We start from the raw sequence: 25,900 nt of genomic DNA on the forward strand, positions 1-25,900 counted from the left end.
GCTTTGAGACCGGCTTATTCCCCGCCATCCGGGGAGCCGCTGTCATAGCCAAGGGCGGCCATCATGGTGGCCACGCCTGTTGCCACCGTACCGGTGTTTTCAATCCGGATGAGGCCGGGAAAAGGGTCCGGTTCCAGATCGGCGCGTTTCAGCCGCTGCTCAATTTCCTCGCGGCTTTCGCGGCCGCGCGCGGCGAGCCGGTCCGCCAGAACCGCAATTGGCGCGGTAATCAGCAGTACCAGCGCGGTCCGGTATTTGTCCGAGGCTTGTTTCAGGACCCGGCGCGAGCCATTGGCGATCACCGTATCGCCTGCGGAGATCCGCGCGTCATAGCTTTTGGGAATGACATAGCCGAGCCCATGGGCTTCCCAGGAAAGGGCGGTGCGGCCGCTGGCCACGAGCATGTCGAATTCCGCCCGGGTCAAGGTGGCATGGTCCTCGGCGGCAGGGTCGCAGGGCCGGGTGATGGCCCGGCGGGCAAAATGCACATCCTCGCGTCCGGCGAGCTGATCCTTCAGGGCGGACATCAGCGTGTCCTTGCCCGCGCCGCTGGGGCCGACCACCAGCACCATTCTGCCGGGCCCCAGTTTGCCAGCATCCAGTTTGCCAGTCCCCAGTTTGCCAGTACCGGAGGGGCCTGCTGCCTCAGGCAACGCGGCGGCCTTCCCGCCAGACCCCGCGCACGATCGGCACATTGCCCACCAGCTTCACCTGGATCAGGTCGGCACGCAGGCCCGGGCTGAGAACGCCCCGGTCGGTCAGGCCGATGGCTTTGGCCGGAGTGGCGGTGACCATGGCAACCGCATCCGGCAGGCTGATGGCGTCAATTTCCTCCGCCAGCTGGAAGGCCGCCTGGATCAGCGACACCGGTACATAGTCTGAGGACAGCACATCAAGATGGCCCGCTTCGGCCAACTCTCTGGCCGAGACATTGCCGGAATGGGAGCCGCCGCGCACCACATTGGGTGCGCCCATCAAAACCGCCATCCCGGCCTCATGGGAGGCCTTGGCCGCCTCCACTGTGGTCGGGAATTCGGCGATCTTTGTCTTCAGGGCTAAGGCCTCATCCACATGGTCCGTTGTGGCATCGTCATGGCTGGCAATTGCGATGCCGCGTTCCTGGGCAATGGCGGACAGTTTCTTGCGGTTGTCCGGGGCAAGGCCGTTGGCCCGCTTCTGGCGCTGCTTGATGAAGGCGTTGATCTCGTCGTCGGAAAAGCCCTTCTTGCCCTGATAGTAGGTCTTGTAGGCGTCCAGAGAGACGAACTGGCGCTGGCCGGGCGTGTGGTCCATCAGGGAGATCAGCCGGATGCTGTCATCGTCCTCAAAAACCTTGAAGGCGTCGAGCACATCAGGGGCCGAAACTTCGCAGCGCAGGTGGATGAAATGGTCGGCGCGCAGCCGGTGTTCGCGCTGGCCGGTCTCGATGGCATCGGCCAGGGCGCGCATGTCGGCATAGCCAAGATCCGCATCCTCATCCATGCCCACACGCAGGGCATCGAAGACGGTGGTGATACCGGCGCAGGCGATCTGGGCATCATGGGCCTGAACGGCGGAGACCGTGTTCCAGCGCACTTTCGGGCGCGGCGCATAGTGGGTTTCCAGGTGGTCCGTGTGCAATTCCACCAGTCCGGGCAGCAGATAGTCGCCCTCGCAGTCATGACCGGGGGCGTCCGAAGGAGTGTCAATGGCGGCGATGGTGCCGGTTCCGTCCACGCTCAAGGATCCGTCAATCACCTCGTCGGCCAGAACAAGCCTGGCGTTTTTGAAGAGGGGCTGTGGCTGGCTCATGGGATCTCCTTGCGGGTCAGGTGGGCCGCTTGTGCATCTGCGGCGGGGGTGGCGCCGGTCAGCTCAAACAGGGTGTGAAGGGTGAAGGGTGCGCCGCGCTCCGGTTCCCTATAAAGGGCGAAGGTGGTGCAGGCGCGGGGGGTGCCGGTGACGGCGGCAAAATAGGGCCGGGCGGCGGCCGCAAAGGCCTCGGCCTCCGCCGGATCGTCCAGCTCGTTCGACAATGTCATGTGAAAGCGGAACTCATCGAAAATATAGGGATAGCCCCAGTCCGTCAGATAGGTGTCCTGCATCTGAGACAGGCCGCTCTTGCGCCTGCGTTCCAGATCTGCTGCGTCCAGTGGCGCGCGGAACGCTTCGAAAGCCTTGACACAGAGAGCGGCGAAGGCGGCCAGTTCCGGCTCCGGCTGGTCCGGGGTCAGGGCCACGAACTTGCCGAGCCGGTTGACCGACAGGCCGTCAATCCGGAAAGGGGCGGTTTCGGCAGCAAATGCCCGGCAGGCTGTGATCAGGTCCGCTTCGCTCTTGCCGTCCCGCAAATGGAACGGGGCCTTCAAGGTGCCGTGGAAGCCGTAGCGGCGGGGGCTGTCTGTCAGGGCCGCAAGCCGGGAGGCGGTCAGGCCGTCGATCCCGGGTTGGGGCACGGGCGCGCCGGTGAACGGGTCCCGCCCCAGCCAGCTGGCGCCCAGCTTCATGAGGGGATCATCCGCAGGGGCGGCGAAATAAAGGGCATAGCGCATGTCGGAACCAGCAAGCTCGGTGCGAAGGAAAGCCATCAGGCTTTAAAGGCGGGCGGTGACTGTTCTGTGACAGTTTCCGTCCGCCTGCAAGTGTTTGCGAGAAGAGAGCAAACCGTGTGTCGTCCCTCAGGCGGCGGTTTCCGCTGCGAAGGCGGAGACGTCAATGATCCGGTCGGCAATTTCCTCGCGCACATCCTGGTCATGCAGAATGCCGACCATGGCAACGCCCTGTTCTTTCTTTTCTTCCACCAGCCGCACCACCACGGCCCGGTTGGCCGCATCGAGGGAGGCCGTCGGCTCGTCCAGAAGCAGGATGGGATAATAAGCGATGAAGCCCCGGGCAATGTTCACCCGCTGCTGCTCGCCGCCGGAGAAGGTGGCGGGGGGCAGGGTCCACAGCCGCTCGGGAACATTCAGCCGGGCCAGCAGCGCGCGGGCCGTTTCCAGGGCCTCGGCCTCGCTTGCCCCTCGTGAGATCAGGGGTTCGGCGACAATGTCCTCGGCAGAGACGCGCGGTATGGTGCGCAGGAACTGGCTGACATAGCCGATTGTGTCCTCGCGCAGCTTCAGAATCTCGCGGGGTTCGGCGCCGGCCATGTTGAGGATGGTGTCGCCGCAGGTGACCAGGATCTGGCCCTGGTCGCAGCGGTAATTGCCGTAAATCATCTTCAAGATGGAGCTTTTTCCGGCGCCGGAGGGGCCGCCAAGTACGACACATTCCCCGGCATTGACGGAAAACTCCACCTTGTTGACCACGGGAATGACCGCGCCGCCCTGAAGATGCATGGTGAAGGTCTTGCCGACATTGTTGAGATAAAGACGGACAGGCATTTGATAACCTTCCTCAAACCTGAAGAATGGAAGAGACGAGGAGCTGGGTATAGGGTTCGCGCGGGTCGTCCAGCACCTGATCGGTCAGCCCGGCCTCGATCACGTTGCCGTGGCGCATGACCATGATCCGGTGGGAGAGGAGACGGGCGACCGCCAGATCGTGGGTGACGATCACCACCGACAGGCCGAGATCGGCCACCAGCCGGCGCAGCAGGTCCAGAAGCCGGGCCTGAACGGAGACATCCAGCCCGCCGGTCGGCTCGTCCATGAAGACAAGGCGCGGGCGGGTCACCAGGTTCCGGGCGATCTGCAGGCGCTGGCGCATGCCGCCGGAAAAGGAGCGGGGGTCATCATCGATCCGGTCGCTCTCGATTTCCACCCGGCCAAGCCAGTCATCGGCCGTCGCGCGGATCTTGCCGTAGTGGCGGTCGCCAATGGCCATCAGCCGCTCGCCCACATTGGCCCCGGCCGACACGTTCATGCGCAGGCCGTCGGCAGCGTTCTGGTGCACAAAGCCCCAGTCCGTGCGCATCAGCAGACGGCGCTCGGCCTCGCTCAGCTCATAGAGATTGCGCATGGTGCCGTCGCGCAAGCGGTATTCAATGGCGCCGGCCGTCGGCGCAAGGCGGGTGGACAGGCAGTTGAGCAAGGTGGTCTTGCCCGAGCCGCTCTCGCCGACGATGGCCAGCACTTCGCCGGGCCACAGGTCGAAGGAGACCTCCCGGCACCCGATCCGGTCACCATAATAGCGGGTGACCTTGTGTACCTGCAGCAGCGGGTCTTCGGCTTGAAACAGGCTCATATACGATCCTCCTGCGGCGCCGCTCCGGCGATCTGGGTCGCAGCCGGGTCGGCGGCCATGGGACCGCGATGGCCGGCAGCACGCCGCTCTTCGCAATGGTTACTGTCGGAACAGACGAACATCCGTCCGCCCCGGTCATCGAGAATGACCTCGTCCAGATAGACATTCCGGGCGCCGCACAGGCCGCAGGGCTTGTCGAATGTCTGGACCTCGAACGGATAGTCCTCAAAGTCGAGGCTCTTCACCTTGGTGTAGGGCGGGATCGCATAGATGCGTTTTTCCCGGCCCGCGCCGTAAAGCTGCAGCGCGGCCATCTCATCGATCTTCGGATTGTCGAATTTCGGTGTGGGGGAGGGGTCCATCACATAGCGGTCATTCACCTTCACCGGATAGTCATAGGTGGTGGCGATGTGGCCGTTCTTGGCAATGTCTTCATAAAGCTTCACATGCATCAAGCCGTAGTCAGCCAGGGCATGCATCTTGCGGGTTTCGCTTTCCCGGGGCTCCAGAAAGCGCAGCGGCTCGGGGATCGGCACCTGAAAGACAAGGATCTGGTCTTCGGTGAGATCTTTTTCCGGAATGCGGTGGCGGGTCTGGATCACCGTGGCTTCCGAGGTCTCATAGGTGGTCCTGATGCCGGCAGTCTTTTCAAAGAAACCGCGCAAGGACACTGCGTTGGTGGTGTCGTCCGAGCCCTGGTCGATCATCTTCAGGCAGTCGGATTTGCCCAGGATCGCGGCGGTCACTTGCACCCCGCCGGTGCCCCAGCCATAGGGCATCGGCATTTCCCGGCTGGCAAAGGGCACCTGATAGCCGGGGATTGCGATCCCCTTCAGGATTGCTCTTCGGATCATGCGTTTGGTCTGTTCATCGAGATAGGCGAAATTATATTCGCCCTGATCAAAGATCTGAGCCGTGTCGTTCATTCTGCGGCCTCCTGGCTGGTATCGTCTTCACTCTCTTGGCGGCGTTTTTCAAACCATTCGGCGCGCATTTGCCGGACGAGGCCGAGTTCGGCCTGGAAGTCCACATAATGGGGCAGCTTCAGGTGTTCGACGAAGCCGGTCGCCTGGATGTTGTCGGAATGGGAGAGGACAAATTCAACGTCCTGGGCGGGTGCGGACGGTTCTTCGCCCAGTTCCTGCCAGCGCATCGACCGGTCGACCATGGCCATGGACATGGCCTTGCGTTCCACCTGACCGAAGACGAGGCCATAGCCCCGTGTGAAAGCGGGGGCGGCCTGGGCCGAGCCCTGGAACTGGTTGACCATCTGGCACTCGGTCACCTTGATGGTGCCAAGGGTGACAGCAAAGCCAAGCTCTTCGGCAAAGAACTCCACTTCCACCTCGCCATAGCGGATTTCCCCGGCAAATGGGTGGGTGCGGCCATAGCCGCGCTGGGTGGAATAGGCGAGGGCCAAGAGAAAGCCTTCATCGCCCCGGGCGAGGTTCTGCAGCCTCAGGTCCCGGTCCGCGGGAAAGGCGAGGGGCTCACGGGTGAGGTCGCCGACCGGTGCGCTTTCATCGCTCACGGGGTCGGTTTCCATCAAGCCCTCATCGCCAAGCAGATCGGAGACGCGCGGCATGGCCGTGTCCGTCTGTTCTGTTGTCTCCACAGGCCTCTCTGCGCCGTCGTCTTCGGCCGCAAGGGCAAAATCCAGCAGCCTGTGGCTGTAGTCAAAGGTCGGGCCGAGCACCTGTCCGCCGGGCAGGTCCTTGTAGGTGGCCGACACCCGCCGTTCGATCAGCATCTTGGCCGTGTCGACCGGCTGGCTGTAGCCGAACCGGGGCAGGGTGGTGCGGTAGGCCCGCATCAGGAAAGCGGCCTCGATCAGGTCACCCCGGGCCTGTTTGATCGCCAGTGCGGCCAGGGTCTCGTCATAAAGCGAGCCTTCCCCCATGACCCGGGCGACGGAATGGGAAAGCTGCTGTGCAATCTGCTCGAGCGTGAGTGCGGGAATGGACGTGTCGCCCCGGCGGCGCTTGTCGAGCAGCTTGTGGGCGTTGCGGATGGCTGTTTCGCCCCCCTTGACGGCAACATACATGGGTTCAGGCCTCCAGAGGTGTGGTGCGGGTGGAACGGGGCAGGGCCGCTATTTCGCCGGTGCCTGCAAAAATCAGGTCAACGCCCCTTGGGAACTGGCGGGTGTTGGCTGCCACCTGATCCCAGAACACCGGTGGTACCGGGCCGCTTCCAAAGGGAGCGGGAGTTTTCAGGCCGGGGCCGTCCAGGGTGACGGCGGGCGCCGCGTTGAGGTCCTGACCGGTCAGGATCAGTGTGGTTGAGCGGTCCGGATATTCCGGCGACCCCTGATTGAAGCTGGCCAGGGGCACCATCGCTGCCGGGTGGCTGAACAGGGCAAAGGCGGCCTCGACCGGTTCGCTGACAATCGGGGCGCCCGTGTGAAAGCGCAAAAACGCCTTCACCGGTTCCGACTGCATCAGGGGCCGATCCAGCCAGAGCGGCGTGTCATAGTCGCACAAGGTCAGCACGATGGCGGCGGCTGTGGCCGTCAGCGGGGCCGGCGGGGTCAGCGCGCAGGTGTTCAGCGGCTGGGTGGCGCCGGGCCGGGCCATGGCACTCATGACCGAGCGGAAACAGCTTTGCGCGTCATGTACCGGATCGGCAAAGCCGGGGGCGAGGGCCGGAGTTGCTCCCGCGTTTGGAGCGGATGTTTGTGACAGGCTCATCAATTGTCTCCCCGGACCATGGTGAAGAAGTTGACCTTGGTGGCTTCGGTTTCCTGGCGCACCGTCTCTTTCGCGTCCGCCTCGGTGACGGCCAGCGGTGCGATCACCAATTCTTCAACGGTGCGGCGGGTGTCCTCGTGCTGCCACAGGGCGTCGATGATCGCGGACTGAACCGCCTTTTCCTTGTTGCGCCCGAGGCTGTAGGCGCTGCCGGTCTCGCCGCTCTCAAGGCGCACCACGCAGCGGGTCACGGTAACTTCGCCCAGGTTGAACGGGCTGCCGGTGCCGCCCATGCGGCCGCGCACCATGACAAGACCGGTCTCGGGTGGGCGCACCATTTCAAAGGCGGGTGGGGCGAGGGTATCAAACCGTTCGGCAAGGGCGGCCGGCGGGGCAGCTGCAAGCGTTGCCATGATCTTTTGGCGCTCTGAATGCGCAGGGCTGGCGGAGCCGGAAGATGCGGGCGCATCCGCCGTGCTGTTGGGGGGAGATCCTGTGGGAGAGAACGTGTCGGTCATGTGTCGCGCCTTTGTGCTGGCGGTCAGGAGAGGGGGTGTGCGGGAGCTTGCAGAGACATCTCATAACGACATAATGTCTATTTGTCTATACAAATAATCCTGTTGACTCTTTGGTAGCGAAATTTGATGACGGAGGCATGACGACCACCACTATTCTCGACCGCAGCGCAGGCATTGCCGTCTGGCGCCAGATCATGGAAACGCTGAAGGCTGAAATTGTCAGCGGCGGTTTCGAGACCGGCAGCCGTCTGCCGCCGGAATCCGAGCTGGCCCTGCGCTTCGGTGTGAACCGGCACACGGTCCGGCGGGCGATTGCCGCGCTTACGGCGGAAGGCATCTTGCGGGCAGACCAGGGCCGGGGCACTTTTGTGGCCTCCGCCCCGCTCAGCTATCCGATTGGCCCGCGCACGCGCTTTTCCGAGATTGTCTCCGGCCAGGACCGGGCGCCGAGCGGCCGGCTGATCGGCTCGGCCCTGGAAGAGGCCGATGCGCTTCTGGCCCATCACCTGGACGTGCCACTGGGCACCATACTGATCCGCGTCAGAACGCTGCGGGTGGCCGACAGCGTGCCGATGATCGTGGGCAGCAGCTGGTTCGAGCAGGCGCGGGTGCCCAATTTCGTAAATGACTATGCCCAGAGCGGCTCGATTACGGCCGCCTTGAAGGCGGCGGGTATTGACGACTATCAGCGCAAGGAAACCCGCATCACCGCCGAACTGGTCGAGGCTCAGGACGCACAGCAGCTGGGTATCCCCTTGGGCCAGCCGGTTCTGGTGCTGGAAAGCATCAACCTGGACATGTCCGGCCGCCCGCTCCAGTTCACCCGTGGCTGTGCCGCCGCCGACCGGATCCAGCTGGTGGTGAACGGATTGGTTTAGAGCCTCGGGCAGACTTATCGCACGATGTTCTCGAACCGCCTTTTCGTCAGGGACCCGTGCCCATGAACCTGCCTGAGCACATCACCCACTACTACTCCCGCTCGGACCGGCCTTTCCAGAACCTTTCAGATCTGGGGCCGGAGGCTCTGGACGGGGTTCTTGACCGGCTGCGGCAGCGAAAGCTGCAAAATCCCGCCTTCCGCCGGGTGTTCGGCAGCGCCTATATGGCGTTCCGCGCCCGCACGGAAGAGAAGCTGCGGACCCTTTTCAAGGCCCGGGGCGGGCGGCCGAAGCGGGCATCGCCGCATTATTTCATTCTTGGCACCTGTCCCTGGTTTGCAGGACTTTATCCGGATACGGGCTGCGTCACGCTCGACTGGCGGTCCCTGCCTGAAGGGTGTGTCAGTGTCACCTATCCGGACAGTTTCATCTCCATGGGCTTCGGCCCGGATTTTGGACTGCCGCCCCAGCAGGTTCAGCCCTATCACGGCAAGGTGTTCCTCTTGGAAGAGTTGCCCGAACTGGTTTCCCGCTACGGCTTGCCGGATGGCCGGGCGGGGGATGAATATCAAGGATACGAGGCGCGGCCCTTTGAGAAATACATTGAAGTCCAGCTGTGGGCCGATGGGCCGGTTGCGGACTATCTTTGCAGATGAGGTGGAGGTTTGTTCGCCCAGAGGGGGCGGCAAGTGGGAGGATAATCTGCCGAACCAGAGTTTCCACCCTGGTCTTCTTCACCATAACCCCATGAGTTTCCTTAAAAATCACGAGGTAACGGGCTGCTTTCGTTTATTTTGATTGACGTGTGTCAGCTGGCCGCTTCAGATTGGCGGGCGGCGGGAGATGAATGGTGAAACCGACAGTCCATGACATTGCACGTGAGGCGGGCGTGAGCCTGTCCACCGTCGACAGGGTGTTGAACGGGCGGGCGGATGTGCGGCCGAAAAATGCCGAGCGGGTCAAGGAAGCGGTCCGTAAGCTCGGGTATGTGCGTGACACGAATGCCGCCAATCTGGCCAAAAAGCGCCGCTATAACTTTGTTTTCGTGTTGCCGGACGGGCCAAACCATTTTGTCGAATCCGTTGCCGCTGCGGTCCGCGAAGCGGCCGGGGCCCAGGTGACCGACCGGGCCGATGTGGCCTTGCTTGAGGTCAATGCTGCCGATCCCCATGCCATCGTCAAACGGCTGAAATCGCTGGATCTGACCCGGCTCGACGGGGTGGCGCTCATGGTGCCGGAAACGCCCCAGGTGCGTGATGCCATTGCCCATCTGAAAAGCGCGGGGGTCTATGTGGTGGCGCTGGTCTCCGACCTGCCAAATTCCCGGTGCGATCACTTTGTCGGCATTGACAATTTTTCAGCCGGCCAGACGGCGGGCGCGCTGCTGGGCCGGTTTCTGCGGCGGGAGACCGGTTGCATTCTGGTTGCCACCAATTCCATGGTGGCACGGGACAGTATCGAGCGGCGCTTTGGTCTGGATGAGGTCCTGTCCCGGGACTTTCCCGCTCTGAAAGCCCTGCCGACCATCGAATTCCATGATGACCCGCAGCGCATCGGCGTGACGCTGAAGCGGGCGCTGGACACCCATGGAGACCTAAAGGCGGTCTATTCCATGGGCTCGGGCAATGCGGCCATGCTGGATGCTTTGCGGACCCACGGTGCCGGGCGGGATCTCGTGGTCCTTGCCCATGACCTGACTTCTGTTACCCGACAGGGCCTGATCGACGGGGAGCTGGATGCCATCATCGTTCAGAATGTCGGCCATCTGGCGCGCAGTGCCCTCCGGGTGCTGAGGGCCAAATGCGATGATGCTGATATCTATGCGGCGCAGGAGCAGATCCGCATCGAGATCGTCTTGCGTGAAAATCTTTATTGATCTCTGCTGGCCTCAGGGTGCCTTGTCTTCCAATGCATTGATGTGCCGTCCGGCCTGGTGACTCTGCGGCTGGTTTCTTTTGTTTTGACGCAGCGTCTGTAACGGTTTGAATTCGTTTTTGCCGAAAGAAGAAAGACGTATGTCAGTTTTTTGATTGACTTGATATACGTATGTCAAATAGGCTGATCCTGCACTTGGAGGAGTGCTGCCGCCCGGCTAGCCCCGGCGCGCGACCTTTTCGGGAGGAAATCAGCGATGAAAACTGCGACACGACTCGCGGCGTCCGCTCTTGTGGCGGCGACCGGGCTCGGCTTGTCTCAAGCCAAGGCCGATGAACTCACCCTGTGTTGGGCGGCCTGGGACCCGGCCAATGCGCTTGTGGAATTGTCCAAGGAATTTGAGGCCCAGTCCGGGCATACGATGAAATTCGAATTCGTGCCCTGGCCGAATTTCGCCGACAGGATGCTGAACGAACTCAATTCTGGCGGCAAATTGTGTGATCTGCTGATCGGCGACAGCCAGTGGATCGGCGGCGGTGCGGAAAATGGCCATTACGTCAAGCTGAACGACTTTTTCGAGAAAGAAGAGATCAGCATGGACGATTTTGCACCCGCAACCGTCTATGCCTATTCCACCTGGCCCAAGGGCACACCAAACTACTATGCGCTGCCGGCCATGGGCGATGCCAATGGCTGGTTCTACCGCAAGGACTGGTTTGAAAAGCCGGAGATCCAGCAAGCCTTCAAGTCTGAACATGGCCGCGATCTGACCCCGCCGAAAACCCAGATGGAGCTGCTGGAAGTCGCCAGATTCTTCCAGGGCCGCGAAATTGACGGCCAGAAACGCTACGGCGTTGCGATCTTCACCGAGCGCGGCTCGGAAGGCATCACCATGGGCGCGACCAGCGCCATGTATCCGTTCGGCTTCAAATATGAGAACACGCCGGGCAAATACGACATGGAAGGTGCTGTCAATTCGCCTGAGGCGGTCGCCGGGCTGGAGTTCTACAAGGAGCTCTACAAGACCTCGACCCCTCCGGGCTACACTGACAGTTACATGGAACAGTCGCTGGATGCGTTCAAATCCGGCCAGGTGGCCATGGCCATGAACTGGTTCGCCTTCTTCCCCGGTCTTTATGCGGATCCGGATGTGGGCGGTGACAAGATCGGGTTCTTCGTCAATCCGGGCCAGCTGAAAGAGGCTTCAACCCTTGGCGGACAGGGAATTTCCGTGGTGGCCTATTCCGACAAGAAGGACGCCGCCCTGGAATATATCAAATGGTTCGCCCAGCCCGATGTCCAGAAGAAGTGGTGGGATCTCGGCGGCTATTCCTGCCATGTCAGCGTCCTCAATGATCCGAACTTTGCCGACAGCGCGCCCTTTGCGGCCGATTTTCTGCTGGCCATGGATGGGGTGATGGATTTCTGGCAAGAGCCTGCTTACGCGGAGCTGCTGCTGGCGATGCAAAAACGCCTGCATGACTATGTGGTGGCCGATCAGGGCACGGCACAGGAAGCGCTCGACAAGCTGATCGAAGATTGGACTGAAGTCTTCGAGGACGAAGGCAAGCTTTAAAGGCGGCGCCGCTCAGGGGGCCGGTCCCTGTGGCCGGAGGCCTGAGAGCACCAGTTTCCGGCGGGCGGGACCGGGGGCATCCCGTCCCTCCTGTCCGCCGGATGACCTGGATCTTCTACCCGTGAACAAGTGGGCACCCCATGTCAGAGACTTCGATTGACCGCGTGGCCAAAGCGACGCCGACTTTAGTTGCGGCCAAATTGCGCGGGCTGAGCGACCGGGCCATTGCCTGGCTGTTTGTTCTGCCGACCATCTTTCTGCTGCTCGCCGTCAATATTTTCCCGCTGATCTGGACCATCAATCTGAGTTTCACCAATTTTCGCGCCAACCGGCCCAACCGGGAGGTCGATTATATCGGCCTGCGCAACTATGAGCGCATCCTGACCGATGAAGACATCTGGCTGACCATGCAGGCGACGGCTCATTTCCTGTTCTGGACGATTGTCCTGCAGGTCCTGATCGGATTCACCCTGGCCTGGCTGATCAACCGGAAATTCAAGGGCAATGACCTCTGGACCACCTTGATTGTGCTGCCGATGATGCTGTCCCCGGCGGTGGTGGGTAATTTCTGGACCTTTCTCTACCAGCCGCAGATCGGCCTGTTCAATTACGGGATTTCCTTCCTGACCGGGATCGATCCGTCGTCCTTTCAGATGATTGGTGACGTGAGCCTTGCTCCCTGGTCCATCGTGATTGTGGACACCTGGATGTGGACGCCCTTTGTGATGCTGATCTGCCTCGCCGGGCTGCGCTCCATCCCCGACTATATTTACGAAGCGGCGGAGATCGACCGGGCCAGCCAATGGCGGCAGTTCTGGACAATCACGCTTCCCATGGTGCTGCCCTTCCTGATGCTGGCGGTGCTGTTCCGGGGCATTGAGAATTTCAAGATGTTCGATCTGGTGGTGCAGCTGACCGGCGGCGGCCCCGGCTCGGTGACCGAACTCACCTCCATCAATCTGAAACGCGAAGCCTTTGAGAAATGGCGCACGGGCTATGCGTCTGCCTACGCGATCATCCTGTTCGTGACCGTTTTCGGCCTGGCATCGATCTATGTGAAAGCCTTGAACAAGGTGAAAGAAAGATGAGCAGCTATTCCATTACCGAACCCTCGGCGCCGCAAAAATGGCTGGCCGGGGTCTTGGTAGCCATTTATGCGGCAATCACCCTGCTGCCTCTGCTCTGGATCCTCACGACCGGGTTCAAGTCGCCGGTGGATGCCATCGCCTATCCGCCCAAAGTGCAGTTTGAACCGTCGCTGGAAGGCTATGTGAACCTGTTCACGACCCGCACCAGGGTTTCGCCGGAGCAGCTTGAGGCGTTGCCGCCGCCTGCCACCTGGTATGAGGCCATCGTGCGCAACCGGGACATGGTGATTGCCGGGCCGTCCCGCTATGGCGAGCGGTTTTTGAATTCGGTCATCATCGGCTTTGGCTCCACCTTCCTGTCCGTGTTCCTGGGCACGCTGGCCGCCTATGCCTTTTCCCGGTTCAAGGTGCCCCTCAAGGACGATCTTCTGTTCTTCATCCTCTCGACCCGGATGATGCCGCCGATTGCAGTGGCCATTCCGATCTTCCTGATGTTCCGCACGCTGGGCCTGTCCGACACCCATCTGGGCATGATCCTGCTCTATACGGCGGTCAATATCTCGCTGGCGGTCTGGCTGCTGAAAGGCTTCATGGACGAGATCCCGCGCGAATATGAAGAGGCGGCGCTGATTGACGGCTACACCCGCTTTCAGGCCTTCAGCAAGGTGGTGCTGCCCCAGGCGGCAACGGGCATTGCCTCGACCGCCATCTTCTGCCTGATCTTTTCCTGGAATGAATATGCCTTTGCCGTGCTCCTGACCTCCGGCACAGCCCAGACCGCGCCGCCCTTCATTCCGACCATCATCGGTGTTGGCGGCCAGGACTGGCCGGCGGTGGCCGCCGGAGCGACCCTGTTCCTGGTGCCGGTCATGGTCTTCACGATCCTGCTGCGCAAACACCTGCTGCGCGGCATCACCTTCGGAGCGGTGCGCAAATGAGCCAGTTCGTAAACGGATTGATGCGCTTGCGGCGCGGGCCCTGGGAAATGCTGGCCTCCATCCTGATTGCCCTCGGAGTGATCATGCTGATGCAGCCGGTTGTGCTGTGGGCCTACACCTATTCGTTCATTGTGACGCTGACGGGCACGGTGATGTTCATCGTTGTCAGCCATTTCCGGGAGTGAGAGGCAGGCCCCATGGCTGAGATCGTGATCAACAATCTCTGCAAGGAGTTCGGTGACTTCACCGCCGTCCAGTCGTCCTCGTTCAAGATCGAGGATGGCGAGTTCTTCATGCTGCTGGGCCCGTCGGGCTGCGGCAAGACCACCACCTTGCGCATGATTGCCGGACTGGAGCTGCCCACATCGGGCGAGATCTATATCGACAATGAGGAAGTAGGCCAGAGGCCCGCGCGCCAGCGCGACATTGCCTTTGTCTTTCAGATGTTCGCGCTCTATCCGCATATGAATGTCCGGCGCAATATCAGCTATCCGCTGGTCAGCCAGGGCATGGGAAAAGCCCGGGTCCGGGAGAAGGTGGCCGAGGTTGCCCGCATTCTGGGGATTGAGGACATTTTGGACCGGCCGGTGAGCGGCCTGTCCGGCGGCGACCGTCAGCGGGTGGCGCTGGGGCGGGCCATTGTGCGCGAGCCGAAAGCTTTCATGATGGACGAGCCGCTCGGGGCGCTGGATGCTGAATTCCGCGAACGCATGGCCGAGGAGTTGCGTGCCCTGCACGACAGGATGGGCGCAACGACGGTCTATGTGACCCATGACCAGCTGGAAGCCATGCAGATGGGCGACAAGATTGTCGTCATGAACCACGGCGTCATTGAGCAGTTTGGCACGCCGCAGGATATCTACGACAAGCCCGCGACCATGTTCGTGGCCGATTTCATCGGTTCGCCCGCCATGAATTTTCTGCGCTTTCATGGAGAGGTGCATCCGGGCATGTCCAGCGTGAAACTGCATCATGTGGATCTTGCGGTGCCGATGGTCCGAGAACCCTTTGAAGGCGATCTTGTCTATGGCATCCGCCCGGAACAGATCGCCCTGCGCGATGATGGCGACACAAGAGGCGAGGTGGTCGCGGCCGAATATCTCGGCACGACCCAGATTGTCACGCTGAAGACGGCGGGCGGGGAGCTGAAAGCCCGGATTGCCTCCAGCCAGCCGGCCCGGCCCGGCGAGACGGTCGGGCTGGCCTTTAACGGGGCGAGGGCCACCTTGTTTGACAATCAGACCGGCCGGGCGTTGCGCTCTGCGCTCAATGAGGGAGTGCTGTCCCATGTCTGAAGTGCGTCTGAGCAATCTGTCCAAGACTTTCGGTGAGACAGTGGCCGTGGACGCTGTTTCCATGACCATACCCAACGGGGCCTTTGTAACCCTGCTGGGGCCGACCGGGGCGGGCAAGACCACGATCCTGCGCTTGATTTCCGGCCTGGAAGAGCCGGATGAAGGCGACGTGGTCATTGCCGGACGGTCCGTTGCCGGGGAAACCCCGGCCCAGCGCAATGTGGCCATGGTGTTCCAGCAATATTCGCTCTATCCGCATATGAGCGTCCGGGACAATCTGGCCTTTCCTCTGCGCTCGCCGCTCCTGAAAACCGCTGAGGCGGAAATCGAGCGCAAGGTGGGGGACGTTGCCGAGGTTCTCAGGATCTCCCACAAGCTCAACAACCGGGCGACCGCTCTGTCCGGCGGGGAAATGCAGCGTGTGTCCATTGGACGGGCGCTGGTCCGCGACCCGAATATCTATTTGATGGACGAGCCGCTCAGCTCCCTGGACGCAAAGCTGCGCTCGGATCTGCGGATCGAGTTGAAGCGCATTCAGGCCAATCTGGGCGCAACGCTGCTTTATGTCACCCATGATCAGATCGAGGCGATGACCATGTCCACTCATGTGGGGGTACTGGATCAGGGCAAGCTGGTGCAGTTCGGCACGCCGCGCGAGATTTACGAGAACCCGGTCAATCTTTATGTGGCAGGCCGGCTGGGGCAGCCGAGAATCAATATTCTGCCGGCAGATCTGTTTGCAGGGGCCCCTTCAGGGGCGTCCCGGATCGGCTTGCGGCCTGAACATATCAAGACCGGGGACGGCAAGCCGTCGACCGTGCGGCGGGTTGAGCATCTGGGGGATCAGACCCGTCTGCATCTGACCCTTGAGGGCCACGAGGTCGTCACCCTGTCGGATCCGCATATGGACCTTGAGCCCGGCGACATGATCGCCATTCAACCGCACAATCCGCTTTTCTTCGACGCCAGCGGCGTTCGCCTGACCTGAGGAGAGGGAACATGAAGCAGTTCATCAACTCAAAGGACAAACTCGTCACTGAAGCCATTGACGGGGCCTTGCGCACGGCCGGGGGGCGTCTGGCGCGGCTGGACGGGTATCCGCATATCAAGGTGGTGGTTCGCAACGACTGGGACAAGTCGAAAGTGGCGCTGGTGTCCGGTGGCGGCTCGGGGCATGAGCCGAGCCATGCCGGATTTGTCGGTCAAGGCATGCTGACGGCGGCAGTGTGCGGAGAAGTCTTTGCCTCACCTTCGGTTGATGCCGTGCTGGCGGGCATTTTAGCGGTCACGGGCAAGGCTGGATGTCTGGTCATCGTCAAGAACTACACCGGCGACCGGCTGAATTTCGGCCTTGCGGTGGAGCGGGCCCGGGCCTTCGGCCTGAAGGTGAATATGGTGATCGTGGATGATGATGTGGCCCTTCCGGATCTGCCCCAGGCCCGCGGCGTTGCCGGAACCCTGTTTGTGCATAAAATGACCGGGGCGCTGGCGGATCAGGGTGCGGATCTCGACACGGTAACGGAGGCGGCGCAGCGGGTGATTGCCGGGGCCGTTTCCATCGGCATGTCCCTGGACACCTGCACCATTCCAGGTTCGCCCAAGGAAGAGCGCATCGAGCCGGGCATGGCGGAACTCGGCCTTGGCATTCATGGGGAAGCAGGTGTTGAACAGGTTGCCTTTTCCAATGCCAGAACCGCGATGGGCATGGTGGTCGACCGGTTGGAGGGAGCCCTTGCACCCGGCCCGCATGTGGCGCTTTTGAACAATCTCGGCGGGACAACGCCGCTGGAGATGTCGGTTCTGGCCGAAGAGCTGACCCAGTCGCGGATCGGTGGCCAGATCCGCTGGCTGGTCGGCCCAGCCCCCTTGATGACCTCGCTGGACATGCACGGCTTTTCCGTCTCCCTGCTGCCGGTCAGCAAGGCGGAGGAAGCGCTGCTTCAGGCGCCCGTCGCCCCCTGGGCCTGGCCCGGCTGCCTTGCCCTGGGGCCCGTTGCCGTTCTCCCCTTGCCGGATGGCTTGTCGCCGATCCAGCCGCTACCGTCCAAAAACGTGGGCACGGGGGCTTTTATTGAGCGGTGCTGCAACATTCTGATTGCGGCGGAGGACGATCTGAACGCTCTTGACGCCAAATCGGGGGATGGGGATACGGGCAGCACGCTTGCGACAGCCGCCCGCGCCCTGATCGAGGCCCGGGACCGGTTGCCGCTTGCCGATCTGACCCAGCTTTACAGGGCCATCGGCTTGGAGCTGAGCCAGACAATGGGTGGTTCCTCCGGTGTTCTGCTGGCGATCTTCTTTGCGGCGGCAGGAGATGCCTCCTCCAGCGGGCGTGATGCCATTGGGGCCCTGAAGGCGGGGCTTGACCGGGTGATGCAGGTTGGCGGGGCCGCGCCCGGCGACCGGACGATGATCGACGCTCTGATGCCCGCGCTGAACGTCCTCGACAAGGGGGTTGAGGCGGCGGCAAGGGAAGCCCGGCAGGGGGCGGACGCGACGTCCCGTATTACACGGGCCCGGGCCGGCCGGGCGAGTTACGTATCGGAAGCAAATCTTTCAGGCCACAATGATCCGGGGGCGGAGGCTGTGGCGCGGTTGTTTGAGCAACTCGCCGCCGCGCCTGCCTTGGCTGGCTGATATCCCGGAGGAGAGAGGGGGGGCCAGCCCGATTTGCGGAAAAATGCCTGGCCCGGCTCAGGCGCTGCCCGTGCGGGCGAAGGGAATGGGCCGCTGTTCCTCGATGGCTTCCATGGCGAAATAGGAGGTCACGTTTTCCAGCTCGACTTCGGAAATCAGGCGCTGGTAGATCGCGTCGTAGCTTGCCATGTCGCTGGTCACCACCTTGATGAGATAGTCATAGTCACCGCCGATCCGGTAGAAATCGACCACATCGCGGATCGAAGAGACATGGTCACGGAAGGTGGCCAGCCAGCTGGCCGAATGGTGCCGGGTGCGGATCATCATGATCACTACCAGCCCGGCGCCGAGCTTTTCCCGGTTTAGCAGCACGGTGTGTTTGCGGATCGCCTTGGCCGCCTCCAGCGCCTTCAGGCGCCGCCAGCAGGCATTTTGCGACAGGCCGACCTTGTCGGCCAGCTCCCGCTGGGACTGGCCCGCATCCCGTTGCAGCTCATCAAGAATACGGCAATCAATTTGATCCAGTTTTACCATCTCATTCCGGTCTTTTGATCGCTGAATTACGGATTTGAGCTGAAAGGGATGGCTTTTTGGGGGAGGCTTGTCAATGTCAGCTGTTGCGCCAAACCTCAAGAATATTCTCAGAAGACATGACCAGACCTGTGTGGAGCGACACCATTTTGAGCGCAGCGTCTTCCATCTCCGCGTTCGACCCGCGCACCAGATCGGCTGCCACACAGACCCGGTAGCCAAGGTTCGAGGCATCAAAGGTTGCGTTCAGAACGCAGCAATCGGTCATGCCGCCATTCAGGACGACGCGTTTGATGCCCATGGAGCGCAGCAGGAAATCCAGATCCGTCGGATAGAACGGAGACAGGCGCCGTTTGGTCTCAACAATCAGGTCCGTCTCCAGAACCTCTGTCGCAAATTCTGTCCATTTTGATCCCTGGATGGCATGTTGATCGATCCCCGGGATGGGGGCGGCATAAAGGGAAACAAGCGAGCGCCACGCCGCCGGGTGCTGGCCTTTCAAATCGTCTTCGCCGGTCTTGCGCAGGATCGAGCGCACATGGATCACAGGGATGCCGAGCGCTCGGGCGTCGCGGTGAAACTGATTGACGGGTTCAATGATTTCCCGGCCCCGGGGTGCGGGGCAGGGGCACATGGGGTCTTTCGACAAATGCCCCTGATGCATGTCGATGGAGATGATGGCCGTGTCCGCAAGGCTGACCCATTGGCGGAACGGATCGTCAGGGATCTCTTTTTCCGTGCCATACACAAGAGCCTTGATCACTCGGATTGTCCTCTTTCTGCTGGTTGGGGATGCCGGGGCCGCCAGGCCCCGGCCTCTTCATGTTCGGGTCCTTCAGGACCCGGCCGGATCACGGGGTGGGGCAGGCCAGGCGGATCGCATTGCCATCCGGGTCCCGCAGCACGGCCATGTACCAGTGGTAATAGGTCATGAACGGGTCCTTCACGACGGTCGCGCCCCGCTCATTCGCTCTGGCCAGGCAGGTTTCCAGATCCTCTTTGGAGGCAAACTTCAAGGTGAGGGCTGTCTGATCACCATCGCCGGGTTTGCGCTCTTCAAGGCCCAGCATCTCATAGGCCGCCAGGGCGCTGAAGCCGATCATGACATCGCCGGACATATAGCCCCGGAAGACCTCCGAGCGCAGGCTTTCAACTTCTTCCAGATCAAAGAGATCCCGGTAGAATTCCGAGAGTTCGATAAAGGTCTCGGAAAACAGGCTGACTTGCATGAGGAGATTCATGGGTCTGCCCTATGCCGCCGTGCCGAAGGTTTTTTCAAACTGGGCGCGCAGATGTTCGCCAGCGGTCATTTCCGGGTACTTCGCGGCCCCGTCCTTTTCCAGGATCGTGGGAGCGCAGGCCACCTTGTAGAAATATTCCGGATCGCAGAAGGTCGGGCAGGAATAGCGTGTCTTGTCGCTGGTATTATTCAGCACCCGGTGCATGGTCGCCTTGTAAAGATCATTGGTGATCACCGGGAACATTTCGCCCAGATTGATAATGTAGGTGCCCTTGACCGGCGGTGCCGAAATCCACTGGCCGTCCGCATTGCGCACTTCAAGGCCGCCGACATCATCCTGCAGCAGCAGTGTCAGCAGACCCCAGTCGGAATGGGCGCCTGCGCCAAGCTGGTTCGGCGCGGCATCCTTGGGCATGGGCGGATATTTCAGGATGCGGCAGTAATGCAGCGGTTCTTCCAGGCTCTCATCGAAATAGTCTTCCGGCAAGTCCAGGGACAAGGCAACGATCCGGGCCAGATGCCGGCCAAGTCCAAGCACCTTCTGGGTATAAGCTTCATATTCCTGTTTGAACTAAGGGAAGCTTTCCGGCCACTGGTTACGGCCTGTTCCGGGAACTTTCAGCTGGGTGTAGCGGTGGGTTTCATCGGCATCGACGCTGGACATGAACCCTTCTTTGAGATCCGGCGGGGAGCCTTCATCCAGGGTCTGGGCCGCCATCGGCTCATAGCCTCGGGTGGAATCCTCATTCTTGGAATCCAGCTTCATCTTCTCGTCAAGCGGCAGGTCGAAAAATCGTGCGGCCAGAGCCAGCTGGGCGTCCATGTCTTCCTGGGAAATGCCATGGTTCTTGACGTAGAAAAATCCGGTATCGACACAGCCCTTGTGAATTTCCCAGGCCACTTTCTTGCGCTTGGTCAGATCGTCAGAAAAGCTGTCCGTGAGGTCGATGACCGGAATTTCGGTCGCGGCATGGGGCGGTTCGTAGACAATCATGTGCTGTACTCCCTGGTTTGAGGCTTTGGAAAGGGCATCAGGTGCGGTCTTCCCGGATGTGGTGCAGTCCAAGGGCTGCTGGTTGTGCGCCGCTCTCGGATTTTCGGGTCGCGGTCCAGATCATGACTGCCAGCGTGGCCACATAGGGCGTCATCTGCAGGAAGTAGCGCGGAACATCTGCGCCGGTCGCCGCAATGCGGGGGATCAGTGCCTCGATACAGCCGAACAGAATGGCCCCCAGCAAGGCGCGCCAGGGATGCCAGCGGGCGAAAATGACCAGGGCGATGGCAATCCAGCCCCGCCCGCCGACCACGGAGCCTGTCCAGATCTTGGAAACGGCGACCGTGAGATACCCTCCGGCAAGGCCAATCAGCGCAGACCCCAGCACCAGGGCCAGAATGCGGATGGTTGTCACGTCAATGCCAGCGGCATCGGCGGCGGCCGGGTTCTCGCCAACGGCGCGCAAGGACAGCCCAAAACGGGTCCGGTTCAGGAGAAAGGCACAGCCCATGCACAAGAAAGGGGTTGCCCAGACAAGAATGTCCTGCCCCAGAAACACCGGTTCCAGGCCATGGACCGCCTTGTTGGTCCAGCCCGCATCAGAGGCGATGTAGCGGGTCAGCGCGTCAGCGAAGAAAACCAGAGCGAGACCGGCAATCACATGGTTGATCCGCAGGCTTGCGGTGAGAAAGGCAAAAAACAGCCCCATGGCACTGCCCGCCAGAACCGCGCCGCCAAGGGCCGTGACGGGCGAAGCGCCGTTGATCATCAGGCCGATCCCGGCAAGGGCCCCCGCCAGCATGAACCCTTCCGCCCCGAGATTGAGGATCCCGGCCCTCTCGCTGAGGATCAGCCCGAGCGCGGCCAGGGCAAATGGCACGGCAAAGGCGGGCACGTTGAGCAGCCAGTTCAGCAGAAACTCGGTCATGCGGGGGCCCTCCAGTGCATGCGGTAGGTGAGGAAGAATTCAGAGGCGGCCACGCAGAGGATGAAGAGTGCCTGGACGAGCTGCACAAGAGCGGAGGGCACCTGAAAGAAAACCTGCAGGCTTTGGCCAACCAGAAACAGAACCGCCATGAAAAAAGCGACTGCGACGACCCCGATGGGATGATTGCGGCCGAGAAAGGCAATCAGAACGCCGGAAAAAAGATAACCGGAGAAAAAATCCTGGGTCATGCGGAATTCCACCCCGGCCACGATGGAAAAGCCGGTCAGTCCGCCAATGGCGCCGGACGCCAGCATGGCCGCGAAGGTGAGCCCGGCGACGGGCACGCCGACGGCCCGGGCCATGTCCGTGTTCGAGCTTGTCAGATCAAGCAGATAGCCAACGCGGCTGCGGGAGAGGATCCACCAGAGCCCCAGCGCCAGAAGGGCGGCCAGCGGCAGGGTCCAGGTCAGATTGAGCCAGCCCAGCAGGGGCAGCCGCTCAAAGGCGTCATATTGCGCTGAATGGGGAAAGCTGCTGACCGGGTCTTTCCAGGGGCCGTAGAGCAGGTGCAGAAGCAGGTTGAAGGCCACATAGTTCAGCAGCAAGGTGGTAATGACCTCGCTGACACCAAGGCGGTGTTTGAGAAGGGCCGGGCCGGTGATCCAGAAGATGCCACCGGCCATGGCCGCCAGGGCCATCAGCAGCAGGCGCAGGGGCTCCGGTCCGATATCATACAGGGCGACCGCTGTTGCAAAGATGGCTCCCAGGATCATTTGCCCTTCCAGGCCGATGTTCCAGAAATTTGCCCGGAAGGCGACCGCTGTTGCCAGGCCTGCAATGGCCAGTGGCGCGGCTTGCGCCAGGACCGAGCCGAGCGCACGGGGGCTGGAAAACGCGACCGTAGTGACTTCCCGGATCAGGTCCAGAGGAGACACGCCCGCTGAAGCCAGCAGCCCAACCGAGAGCGCAAAGGCCGCCAGCAGACTGAGGCCATAGCACACCACCCGATGGCTTTCGGCAACGGTCTGCCGTGCTTCCAGGAGCGGGACAAGCCGAAGCCGGCGTTTGCGCGGCGCGGCACCGGTGTGCTGGTCTGGGTTGGCGGCGGGGTGCGCATTTGCTGTCTGGTCAGTCATGCCGGAGTCCGTCACGGGAAATCATGGCCTGTCCCACCTCGTTCCGGTCGGCCGGGGCGTCAAATTCGGCGACCATGCGCCCGGCAGAGAGGACGCCGATGCGGTCGGACAAAAGAAAGATCTCATCAAGATCCTCACTGATCAGGATCACGGCGGCGCCCCGGTTGCGGGCTGCCCGCAGGCGGTCATGAACGGCCGCGCCCGCCCGGATATCGAGCCCGCGGGAGGGGCTGTGTGCCAGCACCACGTCCGGCTCCCTCTCAAATTCCCGGGCGATGACAAGCTTTTGCGCATTGCCGCCGGACAGAAGCCCGGCCCGCATGCCCATGCCGCGGACGCCCTGGACATCAAAGGCCACAATGGCGTTCTGGGCGTGTTTGCGCGCCAGTGAGCGGTTGAACCAGGCCCAGCTGCCGTAGCGGCCTGCAAGAACCCCATTGACCGCATAATTGTCCGCAACGCTGCGGCGCCCGGCGAGGCCGTGGCGGTAGCGGTCCACGGGAATGGCGGCCAGGCCGGTCTTCCGGCGGGCCCCCGGTCCAAGCGGGGCAATGTCGCCATGGCCTTCAAATTCGATGCTGCCGCCGTTTACCTCTGCCAGTCCCATGATGGCGTCTGCCAGTTCGTTCTGGCCGTTGCCGGAAACGCCTGCCACACCATAAATTTCGCCGCTGCGCACCCGGAACCCGGCGCCGTCGAGGCCCCTGGTGCCGCCCTTGCCCGCAACACGCACCTCGGACAGGCGGACGCGGGTGGCGCCGGTGGCGGGGGACGGAGCTGGTGTTTCGATCACCTGTTCGCCGACAATCAGCGTGGTGAGTTTGACCGGGTCCATGGCTGCAGGAACTGTCTCGGCAACCTTGCGCCCGCCCCGCATTACCGTAATCCGGTCGCTGTGCTGGAGAGCTTCATGCAGTTTGTGGGTGACCAGGATCACAGCGCTCCCGGCATCGGCAAGACCGCGTATCAGGCCCATCAGGACTTTGGCCTCCCGGTCGCTGAGCACAGCGGTGGGCTCGTCCAGAATGAGGAAGCGGGCTCCGGCCACCAGCACTTTCAGGATCTCCAGACGCTGCTGCTCGGCCACGCTTAGGGTGTCCGTCCGTTGTTTCAGATTGAGTTCGAAGCCCATTTCACGCGCCAGGGTTTCCGCTTTGTCTGCGGTCTCCTGTTCGGAACGGCGGGGATTGAACAGCACAAGGTTTTCCAGAACCGAGAAGGCGGGCACCAGCTTGAAGTGCTGGTGCACCATGCCGATGCCCTGTGCCGCCGCGTCCCGGGGATCGGACAGGGAAATGGCGTTGCCGTCCATTTCCACGCTGCCATGGTCGGGAGCGTAAAGGCCGCAGGCAATGTTCATCAATGTGGACTTGCCTGCGCCGTTTTCTCCCAGAAGGGTGTGGACTTCGCCGGATCGCACCGTGAAATCCACCTGGTCAAGTGCCTTGAAGCTTCCGAAGCTCTTCGAAACAGCATTCAGTCTCAGTGCGTTGGCCATGAGCGGGTGACCAGTCTACTGCCCGGACACGCCGTCGACGTACCAGTCCATGTTCCAAAGGTCGCCGTCTGATAGCACCTCGCCGTCCTTGACCCTTTGTGTTCCGTCCCGGTCGGACAGGGGACCTGCGAAGATCTGCTTGCCCGCGATGATCGCGTCACGTTCTGCCATCACCTTTGCTTTCAGCTCGTCGGACACGGCCTCACCGCAGCAGGCGATATCGATCAGGCCGTCCTTGATGGACAGGAAAGCGCCATATTCAGCCGGTTCGAACGTGCCAGCGGAGATCTTTTCAATTTCCGGCTTCAAGAACCGGTCCCAGGTCCAGATGGAGGAACATTGGGTCGCGGCGCTGAATTCGGACAGGTCGCGGTGGTGGCCGGTTCCATAGATATTATGCTCACCGGCAACAACCTGAACGGTGGGGGTGTCCACATGCTGGCCGATGACGTCAACACCCTGCTCAATCAGGGCTTCCGCCGCTGCACGCTCCTTGACCGGATCTGCCCAGGCGCCTGTGAAGACAACGGAGAGGTTCGCGTCCGGGTTCACCTGCCGGGCGCCGAGCAGGTAGGCATTGACGGTCCAGTTGACGAGACCAAACGGATTGGCGGCAACAAATCCAATCTTGTTGGATTTGGTCAGGCCGCCGGCGACCATGCCGCACAGGTATTGGCTTTCATAGGTGCGGCCATAAATGCTTTTCAGATTGGGGCCGTTGGTTGTGCCGGCCGGATTGATGAAAACCGTGTCCGGATATTGTTCGGACAGTTCCTTGAATGTGTCGGAATAGCCGAATGCAGAACCCAAAATGATGTTGGCGCCGCGTTCAATGAACAGTTCGGCCGCCGGACGTATGGCGGTTGCCGATTCAGCGATATTTTCCGCCTGGGGAATGCGCACACCCAGCTCGGCTTCAAGCGTCTTGCGGGACTCGTCAATCGACTGGGACCAGCCGCCGTCATTGGCATCGCCAAAGAGAATAACAGCGGGCTTCGGGTTGCCCTCAGCTGCGAAGTCTGCAGATGCGCCGACTGTAAATTGGGCAAGTCCGAGTGCACCAATTCCAGCAAAGAGAGCGGCCTTCCGAAGTCTCTCCATTTTGGGTCTCCTGTCTAAGATTATTTTAATCTGCCCACACTTCATCGAATTCGTGCGGTTGACGCGCGCAAATCGAAAAATCACCTTAAAAGCGATTTGATAGGGTTCGGATATTTCGAATTTTCGGAACGAGATCTTTATCGTACGAAGGAAAAAATTAGACCGTCAAGTAAAAATTCTGATTCAGATCAAATAGGGGGAATTTGTCTATTAAGTATGCTTCTGCTGTTCAGAAAATAATCATTAAGATTGAATGTTGAGCTTTTTTGAGTTGTGGTTTTGCTTTATGCATGACGGTGGGCCGATCGGCCGTGTTCCATGAAAGCTTTCCAAAAACTGACTGGTCCGACGAACCGCGATTGAACGTAGGGGCTTGCAGCGTCTCAGCTCAAATGTTTTGGGTGGAGGCAGTTGATTTTTGATCTTTCTTTATTCATTTGATTCTATCAAATGACCTCAATTTTAGAAATTTTTGCTAAATTAATGTGATGAATTCGACAATTTGAATTGTCACCATAGTCGTTATGGATGGGTTTGGCTTCTGTTTGAAACGTGGCAGGGAGGCGGGCAGCTCCGGAAGACGTGAGCCCTCTGACCGGCGCGCGCCTCGGGGCAGGGGGGGCGTGCTCAGATGGGATGGCGATGCCTATCCGCAGGGCCCGTTCCAAGGTCCGGACCAGGTGCCGAAGCGCAGCAGGACCTACAGGCATAGGATGGCCGGTGCGCCGGACGTTTTCGTGCCGGTGTGGCATTTACACACTCATTTCAGATGCTTATACCAACGGTCTATCCGGGGAGTGTTCTGTTCCCCCA

28 protein-coding genes are annotated in these 25,900 nt (G+C 61.2%); 10 read left to right on the forward strand and 18 right to left on the reverse strand.

The window, feature by feature from the left end; all coding sequences use genetic code 11:
• Positions 1-14: 14 nt before the first annotated feature.
• From phnN to phnG, 9 genes are all read right to left on the reverse strand, one after another.
• Positions 15-653, reverse strand: a complete 639-nt coding sequence (gene phnN / locus ACXAIC_RS08535; protein ID WP_475175823.1) for a phosphonate metabolism protein/1,5-bisphosphokinase (PRPP-forming) PhnN — start codon at positions 651-653, stop codon at positions 15-17.
• Positions 646-1,791: an alpha-D-ribose 1-methylphosphonate 5-triphosphate diphosphatase gene (locus tag ACXAIC_RS08540; RefSeq protein ID WP_475175826.1), complete on the reverse strand. Its 1,146-nt coding sequence runs from the start codon at positions 1,789-1,791 to the stop codon at positions 646-648. Before ACXAIC_RS08540 ends, phnN begins: the two co-directional genes overlap by 8 nt.
• Positions 1,788-2,567 carry a DUF1045 domain-containing protein gene (locus tag ACXAIC_RS08545; RefSeq protein WP_475175831.1) on the reverse strand — a complete coding sequence of 260 codons (780 nt, stop codon included), beginning with the start codon at positions 2,565-2,567 and terminating at the stop codon, positions 1,788-1,790. The genes ACXAIC_RS08540 and ACXAIC_RS08545 overlap by 4 nt, the downstream gene beginning before the upstream one ends.
• 90 nt (positions 2,568-2,657) lie before the next feature.
• Entirely contained in the window at positions 2,658-3,362 is a 705-nt protein-coding gene (phnL, locus tag ACXAIC_RS08550) for a phosphonate C-P lyase system protein PhnL (protein ID WP_475175832.1), read from the reverse strand.
• A 13-nt stretch (positions 3,363-3,375) separates the two neighbouring features.
• Positions 3,376-4,164, reverse strand: a complete 789-nt coding sequence (gene phnK, locus ACXAIC_RS08555; RefSeq protein WP_475175836.1) for a phosphonate C-P lyase system protein PhnK — start codon at positions 4,162-4,164, stop codon at positions 3,376-3,378.
• Positions 4,161-5,090, reverse strand: coding sequence for an alpha-D-ribose 1-methylphosphonate 5-phosphate C-P-lyase PhnJ (locus ACXAIC_RS08560; RefSeq protein WP_475175841.1), 930 nt, complete (start codon positions 5,088-5,090; stop codon positions 4,161-4,163). Before ACXAIC_RS08560 ends, phnK begins: the two co-directional genes overlap by 4 nt.
• Positions 5,087-6,208, reverse strand: a complete 1,122-nt coding sequence (locus ACXAIC_RS08565) for a carbon-phosphorus lyase complex subunit (RefSeq protein WP_475175845.1) — start codon at positions 6,206-6,208, stop codon at positions 5,087-5,089. The genes ACXAIC_RS08560 and ACXAIC_RS08565 overlap by 4 nt, the downstream gene beginning before the upstream one ends.
• 4 nt (positions 6,209-6,212) lie before the next feature.
• Positions 6,213-6,854, reverse strand: coding sequence for a phosphonate C-P lyase system protein PhnH (gene phnH, locus ACXAIC_RS08570; protein WP_475175849.1), 642 nt, complete (start codon positions 6,852-6,854; stop codon positions 6,213-6,215).
• Entirely contained in the window at positions 6,854-7,267 is a 414-nt protein-coding gene (phnG, locus tag ACXAIC_RS08575) for a phosphonate C-P lyase system protein PhnG (protein ID WP_475176408.1), read from the reverse strand. The genes phnH and phnG overlap by 1 nt, the downstream gene beginning before the upstream one ends.
• A gap of 242 nt (positions 7,268-7,509) precedes the next feature.
• On the opposite strand from phnG, the gene phnF reads away from it, so the two are divergent.
• The 10 genes from phnF to ACXAIC_RS08625 all read left to right on the forward strand — a co-directional run bounded on the left by phnF (position 7,510) and on the right by ACXAIC_RS08625 (position 17,659).
• Positions 7,510-8,250 (forward strand): phosphonate metabolism transcriptional regulator PhnF, encoded by a 741-nt coding sequence (phnF, locus tag ACXAIC_RS08580; protein WP_475175851.1) that lies wholly within the window; start codon positions 7,510-7,512, stop codon positions 8,248-8,250.
• A 62-nt stretch (positions 8,251-8,312) separates the two neighbouring features.
• On the forward strand, positions 8,313-8,906 hold the full coding sequence (locus ACXAIC_RS08585) for a hypothetical protein (RefSeq protein ID WP_475175853.1): 594 nt from the start codon (positions 8,313-8,315) through the stop codon (positions 8,904-8,906).
• A gap of 191 nt (positions 8,907-9,097) precedes the next feature.
• The gene (locus ACXAIC_RS08590; RefSeq protein ID WP_475175855.1) at positions 9,098-10,126 is read left to right on the forward strand and encodes a LacI family DNA-binding transcriptional regulator; all 1,029 of its coding nucleotides are present in this window, start codon (positions 9,098-9,100) and stop codon (positions 10,124-10,126) included.
• Between the two features lie 255 nt (positions 10,127-10,381).
• The gene (locus ACXAIC_RS08595; protein ID WP_475175859.1) at positions 10,382-11,701 is read left to right on the forward strand and encodes an ABC transporter substrate-binding protein; all 1,320 of its coding nucleotides are present in this window, start codon (positions 10,382-10,384) and stop codon (positions 11,699-11,701) included.
• A 140-nt stretch (positions 11,702-11,841) separates the two neighbouring features.
• Positions 11,842-12,789 carry a carbohydrate ABC transporter permease gene (locus ACXAIC_RS08600; protein WP_475175864.1) on the forward strand — a complete coding sequence of 316 codons (948 nt, stop codon included), beginning with the start codon at positions 11,842-11,844 and terminating at the stop codon, positions 12,787-12,789.
• Complete coding sequence (locus tag ACXAIC_RS08605; protein WP_475175867.1) at positions 12,786-13,727, forward strand: carbohydrate ABC transporter permease; 942 nt, start codon at positions 12,786-12,788, stop codon at positions 13,725-13,727. Before ACXAIC_RS08600 ends, ACXAIC_RS08605 begins: the two co-directional genes overlap by 4 nt.
• Entirely contained in the window at positions 13,724-13,912 is a 189-nt protein-coding gene (locus ACXAIC_RS08610) for a hypothetical protein (RefSeq protein ID WP_475175871.1), read from the forward strand. The genes ACXAIC_RS08605 and ACXAIC_RS08610 overlap by 4 nt, the downstream gene beginning before the upstream one ends.
• A 12-nt stretch (positions 13,913-13,924) precedes the next feature.
• A complete protein-coding gene (locus ACXAIC_RS08615) occupies positions 13,925-15,022 on the forward strand; it encodes an ABC transporter ATP-binding protein (protein ID WP_475175874.1) in 1,098 nt (365 codons plus the stop codon).
• The gene (locus tag ACXAIC_RS08620; protein WP_475175877.1) at positions 15,015-16,010 is read left to right on the forward strand and encodes an ABC transporter ATP-binding protein; all 996 of its coding nucleotides are present in this window, start codon (positions 15,015-15,017) and stop codon (positions 16,008-16,010) included. The genes ACXAIC_RS08615 and ACXAIC_RS08620 overlap by 8 nt, the downstream gene beginning before the upstream one ends.
• An 11-nt stretch (positions 16,011-16,021) precedes the next feature.
• Positions 16,022-17,659, forward strand: a complete 1,638-nt coding sequence (locus ACXAIC_RS08625; protein ID WP_475175881.1) for a dihydroxyacetone kinase subunit DhaK — start codon at positions 16,022-16,024, stop codon at positions 17,657-17,659.
• 57 nt (positions 17,660-17,716) lie between these two features.
• Here the strand turns inward: ACXAIC_RS08625 and ACXAIC_RS08630 are convergent, their stop codons facing one another.
• The 9 genes from ACXAIC_RS08630 to ACXAIC_RS08670 all read right to left on the reverse strand — a co-directional run bounded on the left by ACXAIC_RS08630 (position 17,717) and on the right by ACXAIC_RS08670 (position 25,087).
• Positions 17,717-18,193 (reverse strand): Lrp/AsnC family transcriptional regulator, encoded by a 477-nt coding sequence (locus tag ACXAIC_RS08630; protein ID WP_475175884.1) that lies wholly within the window; start codon positions 18,191-18,193, stop codon positions 17,717-17,719.
• Positions 18,194-18,269: 76 nt separating this feature from the next.
• Positions 18,270-18,953, reverse strand: coding sequence for a cysteine hydrolase family protein (locus ACXAIC_RS08635; RefSeq protein WP_475175888.1), 684 nt, complete (start codon positions 18,951-18,953; stop codon positions 18,270-18,272).
• An 88-nt stretch (positions 18,954-19,041) separates the two neighbouring features.
• Positions 19,042-19,431 carry a VOC family protein gene (locus ACXAIC_RS08640; RefSeq protein ID WP_475175889.1) on the reverse strand — a complete coding sequence of 130 codons (390 nt, stop codon included), beginning with the start codon at positions 19,429-19,431 and terminating at the stop codon, positions 19,042-19,044.
• Positions 19,432-19,440: 9 nt separating this feature from the next.
• Positions 19,441-19,968 (reverse strand): isopenicillin N synthase family dioxygenase, encoded by a 528-nt coding sequence (locus tag ACXAIC_RS08645; protein WP_475175894.1) that lies wholly within the window; start codon positions 19,966-19,968, stop codon positions 19,441-19,443.
• Positions 19,969-20,001: 33 nt separating this feature from the next.
• The gene (locus tag ACXAIC_RS08650; RefSeq protein ID WP_475175897.1) at positions 20,002-20,424 is read right to left on the reverse strand and encodes a 2-oxoglutarate and iron-dependent oxygenase domain-containing protein; all 423 of its coding nucleotides are present in this window, start codon (positions 20,422-20,424) and stop codon (positions 20,002-20,004) included.
• A gap of 37 nt (positions 20,425-20,461) precedes the next feature.
• Complete coding sequence (locus tag ACXAIC_RS08655) at positions 20,462-21,352, reverse strand: ABC transporter permease (protein ID WP_475175902.1); 891 nt, start codon at positions 21,350-21,352, stop codon at positions 20,462-20,464.
• Entirely contained in the window at positions 21,349-22,488 is a 1,140-nt protein-coding gene (locus ACXAIC_RS08660) for an ABC transporter permease (protein ID WP_475175907.1), read from the reverse strand. Before ACXAIC_RS08660 ends, ACXAIC_RS08655 begins: the two co-directional genes overlap by 4 nt.
• Positions 22,481-23,986, reverse strand: a complete 1,506-nt coding sequence (locus ACXAIC_RS08665; protein WP_475175911.1) for an ABC transporter ATP-binding protein — start codon at positions 23,984-23,986, stop codon at positions 22,481-22,483. The genes ACXAIC_RS08660 and ACXAIC_RS08665 overlap by 8 nt, the downstream gene beginning before the upstream one ends.
• A 15-nt stretch (positions 23,987-24,001) precedes the next feature.
• Positions 24,002-25,087, reverse strand: a complete 1,086-nt coding sequence (locus tag ACXAIC_RS08670; protein ID WP_475175914.1) for a BMP family ABC transporter substrate-binding protein — start codon at positions 25,085-25,087, stop codon at positions 24,002-24,004.
• Between the last annotated feature and the right edge of the window lie 813 nt (positions 25,088-25,900).

It is taken from the genome of Roseibium sp. AWQ4_254, from assembly GCF_056161025.1.

Bases quoted from the DNA above. Each gene is read 5' to 3' on its own strand.
- ACXAIC_RS08540 (WP_475175826.1), bottom strand. From the start codon at position 1,791: ATGAGCCAGCCACAGCCCCTCTTCAAAAACGCCAGGCTTGTTCTGGCC.
- ACXAIC_RS08545 (WP_475175831.1), bottom strand. From the start codon at position 2,567: ATGGCTTTCCTTCGCACCGAGCTTGCTGGTTCCGACATGCGCTATGCC.
- phnL (WP_475175832.1), bottom strand. From the start codon at position 3,362: ATGCCTGTCCGTCTTTATCTCAACAATGTCGGCAAGACCTTCACCATG.
- phnK (WP_475175836.1), bottom strand. From the start codon at position 4,164: ATGAGCCTGTTTCAAGCCGAAGACCCGCTGCTGCAGGTACACAAGGTC.
- ACXAIC_RS08560 (WP_475175841.1), bottom strand. From the start codon at position 5,090: ATGAACGACACGGCTCAGATCTTTGATCAGGGCGAATATAATTTCGCC.
- ACXAIC_RS08565 (WP_475175845.1), bottom strand. From the start codon at position 6,208: ATGTATGTTGCCGTCAAGGGGGGCGAAACAGCCATCCGCAACGCCCAC.
- phnH (WP_475175849.1), bottom strand. From the start codon at position 6,854: ATGAGCCTGTCACAAACATCCGCTCCAAACGCGGGAGCAACTCCGGCC.
- phnG (WP_475176408.1), bottom strand. From the start codon at position 7,267: ATGGCAACGCTTGCAGCTGCCCCGCCGGCCGCCCTTGCCGAACGGTTT.
- phnF (WP_475175851.1), top strand. From the start codon at position 7,510: ATGACGACCACCACTATTCTCGACCGCAGCGCAGGCATTGCCGTCTGG.
- ACXAIC_RS08585 (WP_475175853.1), top strand. From the start codon at position 8,313: ATGAACCTGCCTGAGCACATCACCCACTACTACTCCCGCTCGGACCGG.
- ACXAIC_RS08590 (WP_475175855.1), top strand. From the start codon at position 9,098: ATGGTGAAACCGACAGTCCATGACATTGCACGTGAGGCGGGCGTGAGC.
- ACXAIC_RS08595 (WP_475175859.1), top strand. From the start codon at position 10,382: ATGAAAACTGCGACACGACTCGCGGCGTCCGCTCTTGTGGCGGCGACC.
- ACXAIC_RS08600 (WP_475175864.1), top strand. From the start codon at position 11,842: ATGTCAGAGACTTCGATTGACCGCGTGGCCAAAGCGACGCCGACTTTA.
- ACXAIC_RS08605 (WP_475175867.1), top strand. From the start codon at position 12,786: ATGAGCAGCTATTCCATTACCGAACCCTCGGCGCCGCAAAAATGGCTG.
- ACXAIC_RS08610 (WP_475175871.1), top strand. From the start codon at position 13,724: ATGAGCCAGTTCGTAAACGGATTGATGCGCTTGCGGCGCGGGCCCTGG.
- ACXAIC_RS08615 (WP_475175874.1), top strand. From the start codon at position 13,925: ATGGCTGAGATCGTGATCAACAATCTCTGCAAGGAGTTCGGTGACTTC.
- ACXAIC_RS08620 (WP_475175877.1), top strand. From the start codon at position 15,015: ATGTCTGAAGTGCGTCTGAGCAATCTGTCCAAGACTTTCGGTGAGACA.
- ACXAIC_RS08625 (WP_475175881.1), top strand. From the start codon at position 16,022: ATGAAGCAGTTCATCAACTCAAAGGACAAACTCGTCACTGAAGCCATT.
- ACXAIC_RS08630 (WP_475175884.1), bottom strand. From the start codon at position 18,193: ATGGTAAAACTGGATCAAATTGATTGCCGTATTCTTGATGAGCTGCAA.
- ACXAIC_RS08640 (WP_475175889.1), bottom strand. From the start codon at position 19,431: ATGAATCTCCTCATGCAAGTCAGCCTGTTTTCCGAGACCTTTATCGAA.
- ACXAIC_RS08650 (WP_475175897.1), bottom strand. From the start codon at position 20,424: ATGATTGTCTACGAACCGCCCCATGCCGCGACCGAAATTCCGGTCATC.
- ACXAIC_RS08655 (WP_475175902.1), bottom strand. From the start codon at position 21,352: ATGACCGAGTTTCTGCTGAACTGGCTGCTCAACGTGCCCGCCTTTGCC.
- ACXAIC_RS08660 (WP_475175907.1), bottom strand. From the start codon at position 22,488: ATGACTGACCAGACAGCAAATGCGCACCCCGCCGCCAACCCAGACCAG.
- ACXAIC_RS08665 (WP_475175911.1), bottom strand. From the start codon at position 23,986: ATGGCCAACGCACTGAGACTGAATGCTGTTTCGAAGAGCTTCGGAAGC.
- ACXAIC_RS08670 (WP_475175914.1), bottom strand. From the start codon at position 25,087: ATGGAGAGACTTCGGAAGGCCGCTCTCTTTGCTGGAATTGGTGCACTC.